Source organism: Phenylobacterium sp. 58.2.17 (genome assembly GCF_026411515.1).
Classification (GTDB): Bacteria; Pseudomonadota; Alphaproteobacteria; order Caulobacterales; family Caulobacteraceae; genus Phenylobacterium.
The window spans coordinates 26788-43605 of sequence record NZ_JAPMTQ010000036.1; the positions used below are offsets into that span (position 1 = coordinate 26788).

Genomic DNA, 16818 nt, shown 5'->3' on the forward strand with positions numbered 1-16818 from the left:
CTCCTAGAGCAGGTCTCCGATCGCCTGGCGCGCGGCGTCGGCGAACTCGGGGCGCTGCAGGGCGAAGGCGACATTGGCCCGCAGCAGGCCGATCTTGTCGCCGCAGTCAAAGGTGGTCCCGTCGTATTCCAGGGCGTGGAAGTCCTGGCCCTTCATCAGCTCGAGCATGGAGTCGGTCAGCTGGATCTCGCCGCCCGCCCCCTTGCCCTGGCGTTCCAGCAACGGGAAGATTTCGGGCTGCAGGATGTAGCGGCCGGAGATGATCAGGTTCGACGGCGCAGTTCCCTGCTTGGGCTTCTCGACCATGGCGGTCATCCGGTTCAGCCGGCCCTCGCGCTGGTCCAGGGCGACGATGCCGTACTTGTGGGTCTCGCTGTCGGGCACCGGCTCGACCACCACGATGTTGCCGCCGACCTGCTCGTAGGCGGCGACCGCCTGGGCCAGGGCCGGGGTCTGCGCGGCCATCAGCATATCGGGCAGGATCACCGCGAACGGCTCGTCGCCGATGATGTCGCGGGCGCACCAGACCGCGTGTCCCAGGCCCAGCGGCGCCATCTGGCGGATGAAGCTCATCGAGCCGGGCGGCAGGATGTCCCGCCGCACCTCGGCCAGGACGTCGGTCTTGCCCTTGGCCTCCAGCGCGCCCTCGATCTCCGGGTTGCCGTCGAAATAGTCCTCGATCGCGCCCTGGCCGCGGCTGGTGATGAACACGAAGTGCTCGATGCCGGCGGCCCGCGCCTCCTCGATCACATAGGACAGGATCGGGCGGTCGAAGACGTTCAGCAGGTTTTTCGGCGTGGCGCGCGCCACGGGCAGGACCCGGGTTCCCAGTCCAGCCACCGGCAGCACGGCCTTGCGCACACGTTTGGTCATCCAAGCTCTCCCGCATTCCCCCGTACGGGATGCTCGATTGGCGAGGCCGCAACATGCGAGCCGAATGTGGACATCAGGTTTCGGCTAAGCTCGGGCATCGCACGATGGAAGAGCTTTTCAACCGATAGAGTTGCCTGAAAGCTAAGGTTTGTGAGTCGGCGCGTCAGCTCAAGCTGAGTTGAAGGGCGCTGTTTCAAAGGTGTTTCGTGATCGGCGGGCCGGAACTCACGAGGCCGTGAACGGTTCACGAGGCGCACTGGCAGTTCGAAATGAAGGGCAATCCATGAAACTTCGCACCTACACCGGGCTCATCGCGGCTTCGGCGATGGCCTTGACCTTGGCCGCCTGCGGCAAGAAGGCGGAGGAGGCGACCCCGGCCGCCGATACGGCCGTGACTCCGCCAGCCGACACCATGGCCGCGACTCCGCCGGCTGACGCCATGACCGCCACGCCGCCGGCGACCGGCTCGATGGCGACCACGCCGCCGGCCGATTCCATGAGCGCGACGCCGCCGGCCACCGGTTCGATGGCGGCGACCCCGCCGCCGGCGACCGAAGTCCCGCCGGCGACTCCGCCGGCCAAGTAGGCCGCTACTCGACGGTCACCGACTTGGCCAGGTTGCGCGGCTGGTCGACATCCGCGCCCTTCTGGACGGCCACGTAATAGGCCAGCAGCTGGATGGGCGCGGAGAAGACCAACGGCGCGATCAACGGATCGCAGGTCGGGGCCACGATGACCTTGACGCCCTTGGGCGCGCGCGCCGCGCCCTCGGCGTCGGTGATCAGCAGGATCGGGCCGCCCCGGGCCATCACCTCGCTCATGTTCGACATGGTCTTTTCGAAGAGGCCGTCGCTCGGGGCGATGACAATGACCGGCGTGGCCTCGTCGATCAGTGCGATCGGTCCGTGCTTCAACTCGCCGGCGGCGTAGCCCTCGGCGTGGATATAGCTGATTTCCTTGAGCTTCAGGGCCCCTTCCAGGGCCAGGGCCGACATCGCCCCGCGGCCGAAATAGAGCACGTCCCGGGCCTTGGCCAGTTCCGGCGCCAGGGCGCGGATCGCCTCTTCGACCTTGATGGATTCGGCGATCAGGCGAGGGGCTTCCAGCAGCAGTTTCGACAGCCGCGCTTCCTCCGCCGCGTCGATGTGGCCGCGCGCCGCGGCCGCTGCGACCGCCAACGCCGCCAAGGCGGTGACCTGGGCGGTGAAGGCCTTGGTCGAGGCGACGCCGATCTCGGGCCCGGCATGGGTCGGGAACAGCACGTCGGCTTCCCGCGCCATGGTGGATTCGTGGACGTTGACCACCGCGGCGGTCTTCAGGCCCTGGCTCTTGCACCAGCGCAGCGAGGCCAAGGTGTCGGCGGTCTCGCCCGACTGCGAGACCATCACCGCCAGCGTGCCCGGGGTCACCGGCGGCTCGCGGTAGCGGAACTCCGAGGCGACGTCGATGTCGACCGGCAGCCGCGCCAGGCGCTCGAACAGATAGCGGCTGATCAGGCCGGCGTAATAGGCGGTGCCGCAGGCGACGATCTGCAGACGGTCGATCTTGGCGAAATCGACGCCGTCGGGCGCGGTCGCCGTGCCCGACACCGGGTCGATATAGGCCGACAGCGTGCGCTGCACGGCGTCCGGCTGGTCATGGATCTCTTTTTCCATGAAGTGGCGGTAGTTGCCCTTCTCGACCAGGGCGGCGGACGCCGAGACCACCTGCGTCTTGCGCTCCACCGGCCGGCCGGTCTCGTCGAAGATGCGCGCGCTCTTGTGGTCGATGGCGACGTAATCGCCCTCGTCCAGATAGGCGATCTTGTTGGTGAACGGGCCGACCGCCAGGGCGTCGGAGCCGATGAACATCTCGCCGTCGCCATAGCCGACCACCAGCGGGCTGCCGCGGCGCGCGCCCATCACCAGGTTGTCCTCGCCCTCGATCAGCACCCCGATGGCGTAGGCGCCGGTCAGCCGGTCGAGCGTGGCCTTCAGCGCCGCCAGCGGCTCCAAGCCGGTGGCCAGCTCGGAATCCAGCAGTTGGGCGATGACCTCGGTGTCGGTGTCGCTCTCGAACGTGCGGCCGGCCGCTTCCAGCTCGTGGCGCAGTTCGGCGAAGTTCTCGATGATGCCGTTGTGGACCAGGGTCACCTTGCCGGCGGTGTGCGGGTGGGCGTTGCGCTCCGACGGCGCGCCGTGGGTCGCCCAGCGAGTATGGCCGATGCCGACGCTGGCGTTCAGCGGATCGCCGACGAGCACGTCTTCCAGCGCCCGGATCTTGCCCTTGGCGCGGCGGCGCTCGACCTTGCCGCCGACCACGCCGGCGATGCCGGCGCTGTCATAGCCGCGGTATTCCAGGCGCTTGAGGCTGTCGAGCAACCGGTCCTGGACCTGAATGTTGCCGACGATGCCGATGATGCCGCACATGCCGTCCTGGTTCCTTTCGCCGCTCGAAAGCGTGATAATCCTGCGTCGCCTTTAGCATTCGCAAACGCGGCGTCGACTAAATCTGAGTTTCGCATCGTTTCGGGAACACGAATGTCCAAACGCGCCTATTTCGGCACCGACGGTATCCGCGGTCAGGCCAACAGCCATCCGATGACCGCCGAAGTCGCCCTGCGCGTCGGTCTGGCCGCCGCCAAGCTGTTCAAATCCCAGGACGAGCGCCGCCACCTGGTGGTGATCGGCAAGGACACCCGGCTGTCGGGCTACATGGTCGAACCAGCCCTGGTCGCCGGCTTCGCCAGCGTCGGCATGGACGTGCGCCTGCTGGGGCCGATGCCGACCCCAGGGGTGGCGATGATGACCCGATCCTTGCGCGCCGACCTCGGGGTGATGATCTCGGCCTCGCACAATCCCTACACCGACAACGGCATCAAGCTGTTCGGCCCGGACGGCTACAAGCTCTCCGACGACCGCGAGCTCGAGATCGAAGCCCTCATGGGCCAGGACCTGCACGTGGGCCTCGCCCCGCCGACCGAGCTCGGCCGCGTCGCCCGCGTCGACGACAGCCAGGCCCGCTATGTCGAGATCGCCAAGGCGACCTTCCCGCGGCGGCTGTCGCTGTCGGGCCTGCGCATCGTCATCGATTGCGCCAACGGCGCGGCCTACAAGGTCGCCCCGGTGGTGCTGTACGAACTGGGCGCCGAGGTCATCAAGATCGGGGTCAGCCCCGACGGCACCAACATCAACGAGGATTGCGGCTCGACCCATCCGGAAGCCGTGGCCCGCGCGGTCAAGGAGTTCCGCGCCGACATCGGCGTGGCCCTCGACGGCGACGCCGACCGGCTGATCATCTGCGACGAAAAGGGCCACGTGGTCGACGGCGATCAGATCATGGCCCTGATCGCCGACTACTGGGCGGGGCGCGATCGCCTGAACGGCGGCGGCGTGGTCGCCACGGTGATGTCGAACCTCGGCCTCGAACGCTTCCTGGCCGCCCGCAATCTCAAGCTCGAACGCACCAAGGTCGGCGACCGCTACGTCATGGCCCGGATGCGCGAGGGCGGCTTCAATCTCGGCGGCGAGCAGTCCGGGCACATGATCATGTCCGACTTCTCGACCACCGGCGACGGGCTGCTGGCTGCGCTGCAGGTGCTCGCCGTGCTCAAGGATTCGAACAAGCCGATGAGCGAGCTGGCCCGCCAGTTCGAGCCGGTGCCGCAGATCCTGGAGAATGTCCGCTTCGCCGGTGGCAAGCCGCTGGAGACCGAGCACGTCAAGGGCGTCATCGCCGACGCCGAGCAGCGCCTGAACGGGTCCGGCCGCATCGTGGTCCGCGCTTCGGGCACCGAGCCGCTGATCCGCGTCATGGCCGAGGGCGACGACGAAAAGCTGGTCCACGAGGTGGTCAAGGACATCGTCGGGGCGGTGAAGAAGGCGGCGGCTTGATGGGCGATCTGGCCGCCTTCGTCCGCGGCCTGCCCAAGGCCGAGCTGCACCTGCACATCGAGGGCAGCCTCGAGCCCGAGCAGATGTTCGAGTTCGCCCGTCGCAACGGCGTGCAGCTGCCCTTCGCCAGCGTCGAGGAGGTGAGGGCCGCCTACGCCTTCTCGAACCTGCAGGACTTCCTGGACATCTACTACCAGGGCGCCCAGGTGCTGCTGACGACGGCCGACTTCCACGACCTGGCCATGGCCTATTTCCGCCGCATCGCCGCCGACGGCGCGCGCCACGCCGAGATCTTCTTCGATCCCCAGACCCACACCGACCGCGGCGTGCCGTTCGCGGTGGTGATCGAGGGGCTGCTGTCGGGCATTGACGAGGCCGAGCAGACCCTCGGCGTCACCTCCAAGCTGATCCTCTGCTTCCTGCGCCACCTCTCCGAAGAAGCGGCCTTTGCGACCCTGGAACAGGCGAAGCCGTGGCTCGACCGCATCGCCGGGGTCGGGCTGGATTCCTCAGAGGTCGGCCATCCGCCGGCCAAGTTCGCCAGGGTCTTCGCCGCCGCCCGCAAGCTCGGCCTCAAGGTCGTCGCCCACGCCGGCGAGGAGGGGCCGCCCGACTATGTCTACGAGGCCCTCGACCTGCTGGAGGTCGACCGCATCGACCACGGCAACCGCGCCCTGGAGGACGACGCCCTTACCGAGCGGCTGGTCCGCGAGGGCATGACCCTGACCGTGTGCCCGCTGTCGAACCTCAAGCTCTGCGTGGTCGGCGACCTGACCGCCCATCCGCTCAAGCGGATGCTGCGCCTCGGCCTGCGCGCGACGGTCAATTCCGACGACCCGGCCTATTTCGGCGGCTATCTCGGCCAGAACTGGATCGAGACCGCAGAGGCCCTCGACCTCTCGCGCGATGAGCTGATCGTGCTGGCGAAGAACAGCTTCACCGGCTCCTTCCTCGCCCCCGACGAAATCGCCCGCCACCTCGCCGACATCGACGCCTACGTGGCGGCGAACTAGCACTCGCGAGTGTCATCCTGGTTTGCGAGGCAAGACCGGGACCCAGCGGCTCGGTCTGGCCAACGCCGCTGGCGCCGCGCAAATGGATCCCGGACAGCCGCTGCGCGGCTTCGGGGATGACACCTGAAGCTACGCCTCCAACGCCAGCAGCGCGAAGGTCGCCAGCCAGTGCTCGCCCATATAGTCCCCGGCCACGTGCGCCAGCCCGGCGGCCAGGTGCTCGTCGGCGGCGGCCAGCGCCACGTCCCGGACTGGGTCGCTCGGGGCCAGCGACCGGGCGATCGCGCGCCAGCACCACGCCCGGCTGAGGTTCAAACCGTCCAGATGGGCGATCTTGCCGTCGCTGCGGTCGCTGACCGTGGCGGGGGTGAACAGGCTCGCGGGACGACGCTCGGCAGCGTCCGGCAGGAACCTGGAGAACCACACCCGAAAATCTGCCGATGGCAGCACCCGTCGCAGGCATTCGGCCTCCATCAGGGTCGGCGACAGGAAGTCGTCGCCGCTGGGCTCCCAGGCGTTGGCCCCGGCGTCGCCGAGGTACCAGCCGCGGGCCGTGGTCTCAATCAGTCGGGTCAGGTCGTGGTCGCCGACCTCGCCCGCGTATTCGTGCGCCAGGGCGAGCGCAAACGCTGTGCTGTAATGGGTTCCCGTGCGGATCGGGTAGGTCGCCTTAGGCAGGAAGGCCTTGAAGCGGTCGGCGAAGGCGTGGGCCAGCGGCCGCAGATTTTCGGCCCAGGGCCGGCCCTCGATACGCTCCAATTCGGCGCTCAGCATCAGCAGCCAGGCCCAGCCATAGGGCCGCTCGAACCCGGCGCTGGTCGGCCGCTGCAGGTAGGCGAGCTCGCCGGCGACCTTTTCAGGGGTCAGCATCTCATTGAACAGGCTGACGATTTCGCTTGCGGCAGGTTCTATCGGCAGGCGCCGGTAGAGCCGCGCCAGCAGCCAGTAGCCGTGTACGCACGAGTGCCAGTCGAAGCTGCCGTGGAAGATCGGGTGCAGCATCCGCGGCGGGAGCACGTCCTCGTCTCCGGCCAACACCTGGTCGAGCTTGAACGGGTAGGGCCTGCGCACATGGCCCAGCGCCAACTGCGCGAACTTCATGGCAAGCTCTTGATTCAGCTCAGAAACGGAAGACGAGGGCATACATCAGCGCCGTGTTGGCCAGCAGGAGGGTGAGGGCGGTCGGGACCTGGGCGCGGATCACGCCGTTGCGGTCCTTGAGCTCCAGCAGCGCCGCCGGGACGATGTTGAAGTTGGCGGCCATCGGCGTCATCAGCGTCCCGCAGAAGCCCGAGAGCATCCCGATCGCGCCCATGATCGCCGGGTCTCCGCCAAACCTTTGAACGATAAGGGGAAGTCCGATGCCTGCGGTCATCACCGGGAACGCCGCGAAGGCGTTGCCCATGACCATCGTGAAGATCGCCATGCCGAAGGTATAGGCCGCCACCGCCGCCAGCCGGCTTCCGTCGGGCAGCCACTGGCCGGCCAGCTGGCCGATCACCGCCCCGACCCCGGCGGCGGCGAACACCGCGCCCAGCGCCGCCAGCATCTGCGGCAGCACCGCGGCCCAACCGACCGTGTCGAGCAGCCGGCGGCCTTCCTGCAAAGGGGCTGCAGGCCGCGCGCGCAGCATCGGCATGGCGACGGCCAGGGCGACGAACACCCCGAGGATCAGCGAGACCAGGGTCGCCTGCTTGGGATCGACCAGCCCGGCCAGTTCCGGTCGCTTGAAGAGGAAGGTCCCGGCCAGGGCCGTGGCGGGGATCGCGAGGGCCGGCAGGAACAGGCGATTGCCCAGCCGCGCGGCGCTCTCGGCCCGCTCGGCCGGGCCGGTGGTCGCCGGCTCGCCGCGGCCCAGGCCGCCGAACCCGGCGACCGCGACCATGGCGATGACCACCAGTCCATTGGCGAGGTCGGGCAGGTGCGAGCCGAACAGGAAGCTGATTGCGAACAGGCCCCAGAACGCCGTGTTCTTCCAGCGCTTGGGGTTGCTGGCGTCGCGGGCGCTGAGCACGGCGACGGCGGCGAAGAACGCGCCGCCGACGACATAGAGGACCTCCAGCCCGATCATGGCCGCCCCTGCGCCAGGGCCCGGGCCAGCCGCCGGTCGAGCAGCATCAGCCGCGTCCCGTGCACCAGCAGCGCCACGATCGCCGTCGGGATCGCCCAGACCGAGAGCTCCAAGGGCTCGACGATGATTCCGTTCTGCTCGAGGAAGCCCTTGATCAGCAGGATGGAGGCGATGGCGATGAAGATGTCCTCGCCGAAGAACAGCGCGACATTGTCGGCGGCCGCGGCGTGGGCGCGGATGGTCTGGCGGATATCGTCGGCGAGCGGGCCGTGGTGGGTCTCGGCGGCGGCCTCGGCCATCGGCGCGATCAGCGGGCGCACCATCTGCGCGTGGCCGCCCAGCGAGGTCAGGCCCAGTGCCGCGGTCGCCTGGCGCAGGATGAAATAGAGCAGCAGCAGGCGTCCGACCGTGGCCGCGCGGACCTGGCCGATCAGGCTCTTGGCGCGCTCCTGCAAGCCGGCCCGCTCCAGCAGGCCGATGACCGGAAGAACCACCCATACCACGGAAACGTAACGGTTTTCCTTGAAGGCCCTGCCGAAGGTCTCGATGACCTCGACCGGCCCCATGCCGCCGGCGAGCCCCGTGACCAGCGCTGCGAGCGTGACCACCAGCAGCGGATTGAGCCGGGCCATGAACCCGACCACGACGACGGCGATGCCGATCAGCGGAAGCAATGCGTTCGGGCTCCCTGGCAGGCGCGACCAACAGCGCCGAGAACCTGAACTCTAGCTCGCCCGGCGCGTTGCGTAATCGCAGGAAGATCCTCGGTCGGTCGAGTTATCCACAGTGAAGATCGACGAGCCGGCGGCCTCTGTTCTTGCGCCTATTCGTCGCAAAGTCGCACGGGACTTTGCAGATCGGTTAATCCGTGTCAGCCTTCTCCCGTCCCCGCCGCTCGACCGGCAGGGATCAAAGAAAAGTCTGGGAGCGAAACATGCCACGACCCGTCGCCTTTGGAGGCGCATCGCGGGGAGCTGCTCGGGGCCTCACCTCGATCGCCTGCCTCGCCTTTGTCGGAATGCTCGCCATCGCCTTCTGGGCCGGCGCTCTTTGGATCGGCAACACCCTGATCCACCTGTTGGCCGGCTGACGCGAAAAAGGCGGCGCCCCTGCGAGCGCCGCCTTCATTGTATCGGGACCGGGCCCCCTAGGCGCGGCCGATCGAGGCGTATTTGATGCCGCGGCCGCGCACGTCGTCCGGGCGATAGATGTTGCGCAGGTCGATCAGCGCCGGGGTCTTCATGACCTCTTTCACGCGGTCGAGGTCGAGCGCGCGGAACTGATCCCATTCGGTGATGATCACCAGGGCGTCGGCGCCGGCCGCCGCCTCGTAGGAATCCGACTTGAACTCGACGCCGGGCAGCATGTGCTTGGCCTCGTGCGCGCCTTCCGGATCATAGGCCTGGACCTTGGCGCCCATGGCTTGCAGGGCCGGGATGATGTCCAGGCTCGGCGCATCGCGCATGTCGTCGGTGTTGGGCTTGAAGGTCAGGCCGAGCACGCCGACGGTCTTGCCGGTGAGGTCGCCGTCCATGGTGTCTGCGACCTTCGTCGCCATGGCCTTCTTGCGCGCGTCGTTGATCTCGACGGTGGTCTCGATCAGCCGGGTCGGCGCGCCGGCGGCGGCGGCGGTGCGCACCAGGGCCAGGGTGTCCTTCGGGAAGCAGGAGCCGCCGTAGCCGGGGCCGGCGTGCAGGAATTTGCTGCCGATCCGCTTGTCGAGGCCGATGCCGCGAGCGACCTGCTGGACGTCGGCGCCCACCGCCTCGCAGAGATCGGCCATCTCGTTGATGAAGGTGATCTTCATGGCGAGGAAGGCGTTGGCCGCGTACTTGATCAGCTCGCTGGTGCGCCGGCCGGTGAACAGGATCGGCGTCTCGTTCAGGAACAGCGGGCGGTAGAGCTCGGTCATCACGGGGCGGGCGCGCTCGTCCTCCATGCCGACGACCACGCGGTCGGGGCGCTTGAAGTCCTCGATCGCCGCGCCTTCGCGTAGGAACTCAGGGTTCGAGACCACCGCGAACTGGGCGTCGGGCCGCTTGGCCTTCACGATGCGTTCGATCTCGTCGCCGGTGCCGACCGGCACGGTCGACTTGGTGACGATGACGGTGAAGCCGTCCAGCAGGCCGGCGATCTCCTCGGCGGCGGCGTGGACGTAGGACATGTCGGCATGGCCGTCGCCGCGGCGGGTGGGCGTGCCCACGGCGATGAACACCGCGTCGGCCTTCTTAACCGCCTCGGTCGCGTCGGTGTCGAAGAACAGGCGGCCGGCCTGCACGTTCTTGGCCACCAGGACGTCGAGCCCCGGCTCATAGATCGGAATGCCGCCGGCGCGCAGGCGCTCGATCTTGCTGGCGTCCTTGTCGATACAGGTCACCGTGTGACCGAAGTCGGCGAAACAGGCCCCGCTCACCAGGCCCACATAGCCGGTGCCGATCATCGTGACGTGCATGGGTTATCCTTGAGATCCGTTCCCGCCCCGTTTTTCACCACGCTGCGAGCGCCCCCGCAATCGCACGTCGATCCAGAACGGAACAATGGTGTTTTGAGTAAGCAAGCTGCGCGCCAGCGGCGCTAGACTTCCTGATTGTAGGCGCCGACCTGCGGACGTCTGGCCAGTCGCGGCTTTACTTCCTGGCGGAAGAGCGCGCGCATGTCGTCATCGGACTGCGTGCTTTCCACCACCACGACGATCTCGGGCTTGTTGGACGAGGCCCGCACCAGCACCCAGGAGCCGTCCTCCAGCGCCACGCGCACGCCGTTGACGGTGATCACCTCGACGATCTTGCGGCCGAGGATCGTGCCGCCCGAGGCGGCCAGGGCTTCGTACTCCGCGACCACGTCGTCGACGACGCCGTACTTTTCCTCGTCGGCGCAGTGCGGCGACATGGTCAGCGAGGTGAACGCCACCGGCAGGGCGGCTTTCAGCTGCGAGAGCGTCTTGCCGGGGTTGCGGTCCAGCATCGACAGGATCGCGGCCGCTGCGGTCAGGCCGCAGTCGTAGCCGTTGCCCAGCGGCGGATTGAAGAAGAAGTGGCCGCTCTTCTCGAACCCGGCCAGGGCGCCGATCTCGGCGGTCTTGCGCTTGATGTAGCTGTGGCCGGTCTTCCAGTAGACGGTGGTCGCGCCATTGGCCTTCAGCACCGGATCGGTGGCGAACAGGCCGGTGGACTTCACGTCGACCACGAAGGTCGCGTCCTTGTGCAGGGCCGAGAGGTCGCGCGCCAGCATCAGGCCGATCTTGTCGGCGAAGATCTCCTCGCCGGTGTCGTCGACCACCCCACAGCGGTCGCCGTCGCCATCGAAGCCCAGCGCCAGGTCCGCGCCATGCTCTTTGACGGCCTTGGCCATCTCCTTGAGCATCTCGTGGTCTTCCGGATTGGGGTTGTAGCGCGGGAAGGTCCAGTCGAGATCGCAGTCCATTTCGATGACTTCGACGCCCATGTTGCGCAGGGCCTGCGGCGCGAAGGCCCCGGCCGTGCCGTTGCCGCAGGCGCAGACCACCTTCAGCGGCCGCTTGATCTGCGCGCGCTGGGAGACGTCGTCGATGAAGGTCTGGGCGAAGCCCTGCACGTGGGTCAGCGAGCCGCCGGGACGGGTCTTGCCCTCGCCGCCCAGCACGATCTCCTTCAGGCGGCCCATCTCGACCGGGCCGAAGGTCAGGGGCCGCTGGGCGCCCATCTTCACGCCGGTCCAGCCGTTCTCGTTGTGGCTGGCGGTGACCATCGCCACGCAGGGCGCGTCGAGCGCGAACTGGGCGAAATAGGCGGTCGGCGATAGCGCCAGGCCGATGTCGACCACCTCGCAGCCGGCGGCCACCAGCCCGACGGTCAGCGCCTGTTTGATCGACAGCGAATAGGATCGGTAGTCGTGGCCGACGACGATCTTCGTCTGGCCGAGTTCCTGGATGTAGGTCCCGAGACCCAGTCCCAGCGCCTCGATCCCCAGAAGGTTGATCTCGGGCCCGAACAGCCAGCGCGCGTCGTATTCGCGGAAGCCCGTCGCCTTCACCAGCGGGGTGACTTCGTATTCGAACGTATTGGGCGTGAGATCGGCGCGCGGGACGGGCAGCATCGTAACTCCGTTATCTCTGTCTCGTGGCTCTTAAAGGCCCGCAGACCTTAAGACCATGCGAACGCGAACCTTCGACGGACGTTTCGTAACGATCCGTCAGACCCCGGCGCGAACCAGATCGTGCACCCGCAGGATGCCGACCGGCCGCCCGTCCTCGACCACGAACAGCACTGTGACCATCGGCAGCGGGTCGCTCATCAGCGCCAGGGCCTCGGCGGCCAGCATCTGCGGCGGCGCGGTCTTCTTGGGGCCCGCAGTCATCACCTCGCCGGCGGTATGGGTCAGCAGGCCGTCGAGATGGCGGCGAAGGTCGCCGTCGGTGATCACGCCCTTCAGCGCGCCGCTGGCATCGGTCACCCCGACGATCCCGAACGCCTTTTCGGTCATCACCAGCAGCGCCTCGGACATCGGCGTTGCCTCGCCGACCAGCGGCAGCTCGTCCTTGCCGTGCATCAGGTCGCCGACTGTGCGCAGCATGGCGCCCAGCTTGCCGCCCGGGTGGAAGATCTTGAAGTCCTTGGCGCTGAATCCGCGCCGCTCCAGCAGCGACACCGCCAACGCGTCGCCGATGGCGATCTGCAGGGTGGTGGAGGTGGTCGGCGCCTTGACCTCGGAGGTCACCTCGGTGGCGTCGGCCAGCAGCAGCGCCACGTCGGCCGCCTGGCCCAGCGGGCTGTCGGCGAAGGCGGTCAGCGCGATCAGCGGGATATGGAAGCGCCGGGAGTAGGCGATGACGTCGGCCAGTTCCTGGTTCTGGCCGGACTTCGACAGCGCCAGGATGACGTCACCCTCGGCGATCATGCCCAGGTCGCCGTGGCTGGCCTCGTTGGCGTGCACGAAGAAGGCCGGAGCCCCGGTCGAGGCGAAGGTCGCGGCGATCTTCTTGGCCACATGCCCCGATTTGCCGATGCCGGTGCAGATCACCCGGCCCTTGGCGGCGAACAGCAGGTCGACGGCTTTCTCGAAGGCCTCCCCCAGGGTGTCGGCCTGCAGGCGCAGGGCGTCGGCCTCGGCGGTCAGCACACGCCGACCCACGGCGACGGCGTCGAACTTGGTCATCTGGGCGGCGTCCGTCATTTCGTGGGGCTGAGCTTCTGGGCTTGGATGTCGGCGACCGCCTCGCGCGCGGCCTTGATCCGCTGCTCGGAGGCTTGCGTCTCGCGCTGCATGGCGGCCTTGGCCTGGGCGGTCTGCTGCACGGGCGTGTGGCCGAACGGTCCGGGCGAGCGGGCGCCCAGGCCCTGGGGCCAGACGGCGGCCAGCGCCACAAGGGCGAGCGCCAGGATCGCGGCGAGCGGATAGAACAGGCGATCGGACATGGGTGCTCATATAGACAGCGCCGTCCTCATCGGCCAGCGGACCTTGACGCTGGGGGCGCCGGGCCTTAGCCCGCTGGCAACCTGCAGACGGAGCGCCGCGCCTTGCCCACCTTGATCCTTCTTCGCCACGGCCAGAGCCAATGGAACCTCGAAGACCGCTTCACCGGTTGGGTGGACGTCGACCTGACCGCCGAGGGCGAGGCCCAGGCCAGGAAGGGCGGCGAGCTGATCAAGGCGGCCGGGCTGCAGATCGACCGGGCTCACACCTCGGTGCTGACCCGCGCCATCCGCACCCTATGGCTGGCCCTCACCGCCGCCGGTCAGGTGTTCGTGCCCGAGACCAAGGACTGGCGTCTGAACGAGCGCCACTACGGCGGGCTGACCGGCCTCAACAAGACCGAGACCGCCGCCAAGCACGGCGATGACCAGGTCAAGGTGTGGCGCCGGTCGTACGACGTGCCGCCGCCGCCGCTGGCGCCGGGCGGCGAGTTCGATTTCTCCAAGGACCGCCGCTATGCCGGCGCGACGCTGCCCGACACCGAGAGTCTGAAGACCACCCTCGACCGCGTGCAGCCGTACTGGGACGCCGAGATCGCCCCGCACTTGAAGGCGGGTGAGACCCTGCTGGTTGCGGCGCATGGCAATTCTCTACGCGCGATTGTGAAGCTGCTGTTCGGCCTGTCGGACGAGGCCATCATCGGCGTTGAAATCCCGACCGGAAACCCGCTGCTGATCGAGCTCGACGCTAACCTTAAGCCGACCTCGGCGCGCTACCTCGACGAGGCCCGGGCCACGGCCCTGCCGCCGGTCGCATGACCTCGGGCGCCGACCTTGCGCACATGCGCCGCGCCATCGCCCTGGCGCGGACGCATGTCGGCCAGACCGGGGACAATCCCAGCGTCGGCTGCGTGCTGGTCAAGAACGGCGTCGTCGTCGGCGAAGGGGTCACCGCCGCCGGTGGTCGCCCTCATGCCGAGGAGCAGGCTATTGAAAAGGCGGGTGAAAACGCGCGGGGCGCGGTCGCCTACGTGACGCTTGAGCCGTGCGGCGCGCGCTCGTCGGGCGCGGCGTCCTGCTCGCAGCGGCTGGTCGCGGCCGGCGTCGCCGAGGTGGTGATCGCCTGCGAAGACGCCTCGCCGTACGCCTCCGGACAGGGGGCTGAGCGGCTGACGGCGGCCGGCGTCCCGGTGCGCCTGGGCGTGCTCGCCGACGAGGCCGCGGGCCTCTATGAAACCTACCGGCCGCCCCGCAATTAACCACCGCAGCCTAACCTGCGGAAAGAGCGTGTTAATTACGCGGGCCTAGGATCGGACCCTGAAAGTCAGTGGGGTTTCCGATGTCCGCCCAGAGCGCTCCAGCCCAGGAGTTGCGCAGGCTCGATCAGCATGAGCTCGACGCCGTCTGCGCCAAGCACGACCGCCTTTGGACCTCGAAGCCGGGCGGCGCCCGCGCCGTGTTCGCCTGGAAGGATCTCTCGGGGCTCGACCTGCGCGGCAAGAACCTCTGTGACGCCGACCTGACCGGCGCCGTGCTCGCCGACTGCCAGATGCAGGGCGTCCGGCTGGACCACGCCAACCTGTTCGGCGCCGACCTGCAGAACGCCAACCTGACCGACGCCTCGCTGCGCCGGGCCGACTTGCGCGGCGCGTGCCTGCGCAACGCCAACCTGACCGGCGCCGACATGTTCGAGGCCGACCTGCGCGAAGGCTCGATCGCCGTCGGCGACCGCGACAAGGGCCTGCGCGTGCTCGAACACATCAACCGGGTCGGCGAAGCGTCGGGCGCGATCCTGGCTGGGGCCAACCTCGAACGCTCGCGGCTGTCGGGCGTGATGGCGATCAAGGCCGACTTCAGCGACGCGATCCTCAAGGACGCCAAGCTGGTCCGGGCCAACCTGAAGCAGGCGAACATGTCCGGGGCCAATATGGCCGGCGCGGACCTGTCGGGAGCGGACCTGGCCGGGGCGGACCTGCGTGACGTCATCCTGGTCGGCGCCAAGACCTTCGCCTGGAACGTCAGCCAAGCCGATATGCGCGGCGTGCTGACCGACGATCCGGTCGGCAAGTCGGTGCAGGACCTGCCCTACAAGACGATGATCCGAGACCACGCCAAGTGGTGCGAGACCGGCGGCGCCGAAGGCACGCCCAGCGTCTTCGACAACGCCGACTTGCGGGCGCTGGAGACCATCCGCGGCTTCAACCTGACCGCCCTGTCGGCAAAGGGCGCGGTGTTCTATGGCCTCGACATGGAGGGCGTGCAGTTGCAGGGCGCGCAGCTCGACGGCGCGGACCTGCGCAACTGCAACCTGCGGCGCGCCGACCTGCGCGGCGCGCGCCTGATCGGGGCCAAGCTGTCGGGCGCCGACCTGCGCGACGCCCAGATGGGCCCGCTGCTGCTGGGGGCGGACCGCACCTTGCCGAGCAACCTGACCGGGGCGACGTTGAAGAACGCCGACCTGGCGCGCGCCGACTGCCGCCACGCGATCTTCGTCGACGCCGACCTCAGCCGGGCGAACTTCACCAGCGCCATGGTGCGCAACGCCAATCTGACAAACGCCCAGAAGTGGGGCGCGCGCGGGCTCGAAGACGTGATCTGACGCGGCTTGGGCTGACGCCCGGGCAAGAGGCTATCCTCGGCTTCAGCCAGGGAGAGCGCCGCATGCAAACCGTCAGTGTTGAAGTCCGCGGCCGCACAGCGGTCGTCACCATCGAGCGGCCCGAGCGCCGTAACGCCGTCGACGGCGCCACCGCCCAGGCGCTCTACGACGCCTTCAAGGCCTTCGACGCCGACGAGGCGCTGGATGTCGCGGTGCTGCAGGGCCGCGGCGGGGCCTTCTGCGCCGGCGCCGATCTCAAGGGCGTCAGCGAAGGGCGCGGCAATCCGGTCCACCGCGACGGAGACCTGGGGCCGATGGGCTGTACGCGCCTGGCCCTTTCCAAGCCGGTCATCGCCGCCGTCGAAGGCCACGCCGTCGCCGGGGGGCTTGAGGTCGCGGCCTGGTGCGACCTGCGCGTCGCCGCCGAGGACGCTGTGTTCGGGGTGTTCTGCCGCCGGTTCGGCGTGCCGCTGATCGATCTGGGCACCGTGCGGCTGCCGCGGCTGATCGGCCACTCGCGCGCCATGGACCTGATCCTGACCGGGCGTCCGGTCGGCGCGCGCGAGGCGTTCGAGATCGGGCTCGCCAACCGCTTGGCCCCCAGCGGCGGAGCGCTCGAGGCGGCGCTGGAGCTGGCCGCGCAGATCGGAGCCTTCCCGCAGACCTGCCTGCGCAACGACCGGGCCTCGGCGATCGCCCAATGGTCGATGGACTGGGACAGCGCCACCCGCTTCGAGGTCGAGCTGGGCCGCGCCACCCTGGCCAGCGGCGAGGCGCGCGACGGCGCGACCCGCTTCACTTCCGGCCAGGGACGGCACGGCGCGTTCTGAGGCCAAAAGAAAGGGCGGCGCCTTGCGGAGCCGCCCTGCAAAGTCTGGGAGGGGAGTGGGGGGGGGGGGGGGGGGGGGGGGGGGCCGGGGGGGGGGGGGGGGGGGGGGGGGGGGCGCCCCGGGGGCGCACAAGCACGGCCCAGGCGGGCGGGGCGGCGGCAGCCGGCGCT

The 16818-nt window shown here is 68.8% G+C and carries 17 protein-coding genes; 7 read left to right on the plus strand and 10 right to left on the minus strand.

Going from position 1 to position 16818, the window contains the following annotated elements; genetic code table 11:
- Positions 1–3 precede the first annotated feature (3 nt).
- From OUA97_RS18075 to glmS, 3 genes are all read right to left on the minus strand, one after another.
- Positions 4–873, minus strand: coding sequence for a UTP--glucose-1-phosphate uridylyltransferase (locus tag OUA97_RS18075; RefSeq protein ID WP_267233427.1), 870 nt, complete (start codon positions 871–873; stop codon positions 4–6).
- Between the two features lie 297 nt (positions 874–1170).
- Positions 1171–1455 (minus strand): hypothetical protein, encoded by a 285-nt coding sequence (locus tag OUA97_RS18080; protein WP_267233428.1) that lies wholly within the window; start codon positions 1453–1455, stop codon positions 1171–1173.
- A gap of 8 nt (positions 1456–1463) precedes the next feature.
- Complete coding sequence (gene glmS, locus OUA97_RS18085) at positions 1464–3281, minus strand: glutamine--fructose-6-phosphate transaminase (isomerizing) (RefSeq protein ID WP_267233429.1); 1818 nt, start codon at positions 3279–3281, stop codon at positions 1464–1466.
- 111 nt (positions 3282–3392) lie between these two features.
- Between glmS and glmM the strand changes: the two genes are divergently transcribed.
- The gene (gene glmM, locus OUA97_RS18090; RefSeq protein WP_267233430.1) at positions 3393–4745 is read left to right on the plus strand and encodes a phosphoglucosamine mutase; all 1353 of its coding nucleotides are present in this window, start codon (positions 3393–3395) and stop codon (positions 4743–4745) included.
- Positions 4745–5758 (plus strand): adenosine deaminase, encoded by a 1014-nt coding sequence (locus OUA97_RS18095; RefSeq protein ID WP_267233431.1) that lies wholly within the window; start codon positions 4745–4747, stop codon positions 5756–5758. Before glmM ends, OUA97_RS18095 begins: the two co-directional genes overlap by 1 nt.
- 129 nt (positions 5759–5887) lie before the next feature.
- Here the strand turns inward: OUA97_RS18095 and OUA97_RS18100 are convergent, their stop codons facing one another.
- The 3 genes from OUA97_RS18100 to OUA97_RS18110 are packed head-to-tail and all read right to left on the minus strand — an operon-like array spanning position 5888 to position 8503.
- A complete protein-coding gene (locus tag OUA97_RS18100; RefSeq protein ID WP_267233432.1) occupies positions 5888–6859 on the minus strand; it encodes a DUF2891 domain-containing protein in 972 nt (323 codons plus the stop codon).
- A gap of 19 nt (positions 6860–6878) precedes the next feature.
- Positions 6879–7829 carry a DUF979 domain-containing protein gene (locus OUA97_RS18105; protein ID WP_267233433.1) on the minus strand — a complete coding sequence of 317 codons (951 nt, stop codon included), beginning with the start codon at positions 7827–7829 and terminating at the stop codon, positions 6879–6881.
- Positions 7826–8503, minus strand: coding sequence for a DUF969 domain-containing protein (locus tag OUA97_RS18110; protein WP_267233434.1), 678 nt, complete (start codon positions 8501–8503; stop codon positions 7826–7828). Before OUA97_RS18110 ends, OUA97_RS18105 begins: the two co-directional genes overlap by 4 nt.
- Before the next feature lie 260 nt (positions 8504–8763).
- Between OUA97_RS18110 and OUA97_RS18115 the strand changes: the two genes are divergently transcribed.
- Positions 8764–8919, plus strand: coding sequence for a hypothetical protein (locus OUA97_RS18115; RefSeq protein WP_267233435.1), 156 nt, complete (start codon positions 8764–8766; stop codon positions 8917–8919).
- A gap of 57 nt (positions 8920–8976) precedes the next feature.
- On the opposite strand, the gene OUA97_RS18120 is transcribed toward OUA97_RS18115, so the two are convergent.
- The 4 genes from OUA97_RS18120 to OUA97_RS18135 all read right to left on the minus strand — a co-directional run bounded on the left by OUA97_RS18120 (position 8977) and on the right by OUA97_RS18135 (position 13222).
- Positions 8977–10281, minus strand: a complete 1305-nt coding sequence (locus OUA97_RS18120) for a UDP-glucose dehydrogenase family protein (protein WP_267233436.1) — start codon at positions 10279–10281, stop codon at positions 8977–8979.
- Between the two features lie 122 nt (positions 10282–10403).
- The gene (locus OUA97_RS18125) at positions 10404–11903 is read right to left on the minus strand and encodes a phosphomannomutase/phosphoglucomutase (RefSeq protein ID WP_267233437.1); all 1500 of its coding nucleotides are present in this window, start codon (positions 11901–11903) and stop codon (positions 10404–10406) included.
- Between the two features lie 96 nt (positions 11904–11999).
- Positions 12000–12962 (minus strand): KpsF/GutQ family sugar-phosphate isomerase, encoded by a 963-nt coding sequence (locus tag OUA97_RS18130; protein WP_267233445.1) that lies wholly within the window; start codon positions 12960–12962, stop codon positions 12000–12002.
- Positions 12963–12976: 14 nt separating this feature from the next.
- A complete protein-coding gene (locus OUA97_RS18135) occupies positions 12977–13222 on the minus strand; it encodes a hypothetical protein (protein ID WP_267233438.1) in 246 nt (81 codons plus the stop codon).
- Positions 13223–13324: 102 nt separating this feature from the next.
- On the opposite strand from OUA97_RS18135, the gene gpmA reads away from it, so the two are divergent.
- From gpmA to OUA97_RS18155, 4 genes are all read left to right on the plus strand, one after another.
- Positions 13325–14038 (plus strand): 2,3-diphosphoglycerate-dependent phosphoglycerate mutase, encoded by a 714-nt coding sequence (gene gpmA, locus OUA97_RS18140; protein ID WP_267233439.1) that lies wholly within the window; start codon positions 13325–13327, stop codon positions 14036–14038.
- Entirely contained in the window at positions 14035–14478 is a 444-nt protein-coding gene (locus OUA97_RS18145) for a bifunctional diaminohydroxyphosphoribosylaminopyrimidine deaminase/5-amino-6-(5-phosphoribosylamino)uracil reductase RibD (protein WP_267233441.1), read from the plus strand. The genes gpmA and OUA97_RS18145 overlap by 4 nt, the downstream gene beginning before the upstream one ends.
- 80 nt (positions 14479–14558) lie before the next feature.
- Complete coding sequence (locus tag OUA97_RS18150; protein ID WP_267233442.1) at positions 14559–15818, plus strand: pentapeptide repeat-containing protein; 1260 nt, start codon at positions 14559–14561, stop codon at positions 15816–15818.
- A gap of 62 nt (positions 15819–15880) precedes the next feature.
- On the plus strand, positions 15881–16648 hold the full coding sequence (locus OUA97_RS18155) for a crotonase/enoyl-CoA hydratase family protein (RefSeq protein WP_267233443.1): 768 nt from the start codon (positions 15881–15883) through the stop codon (positions 16646–16648).
- Positions 16649–16818: the final 170 nt, after the last annotated feature.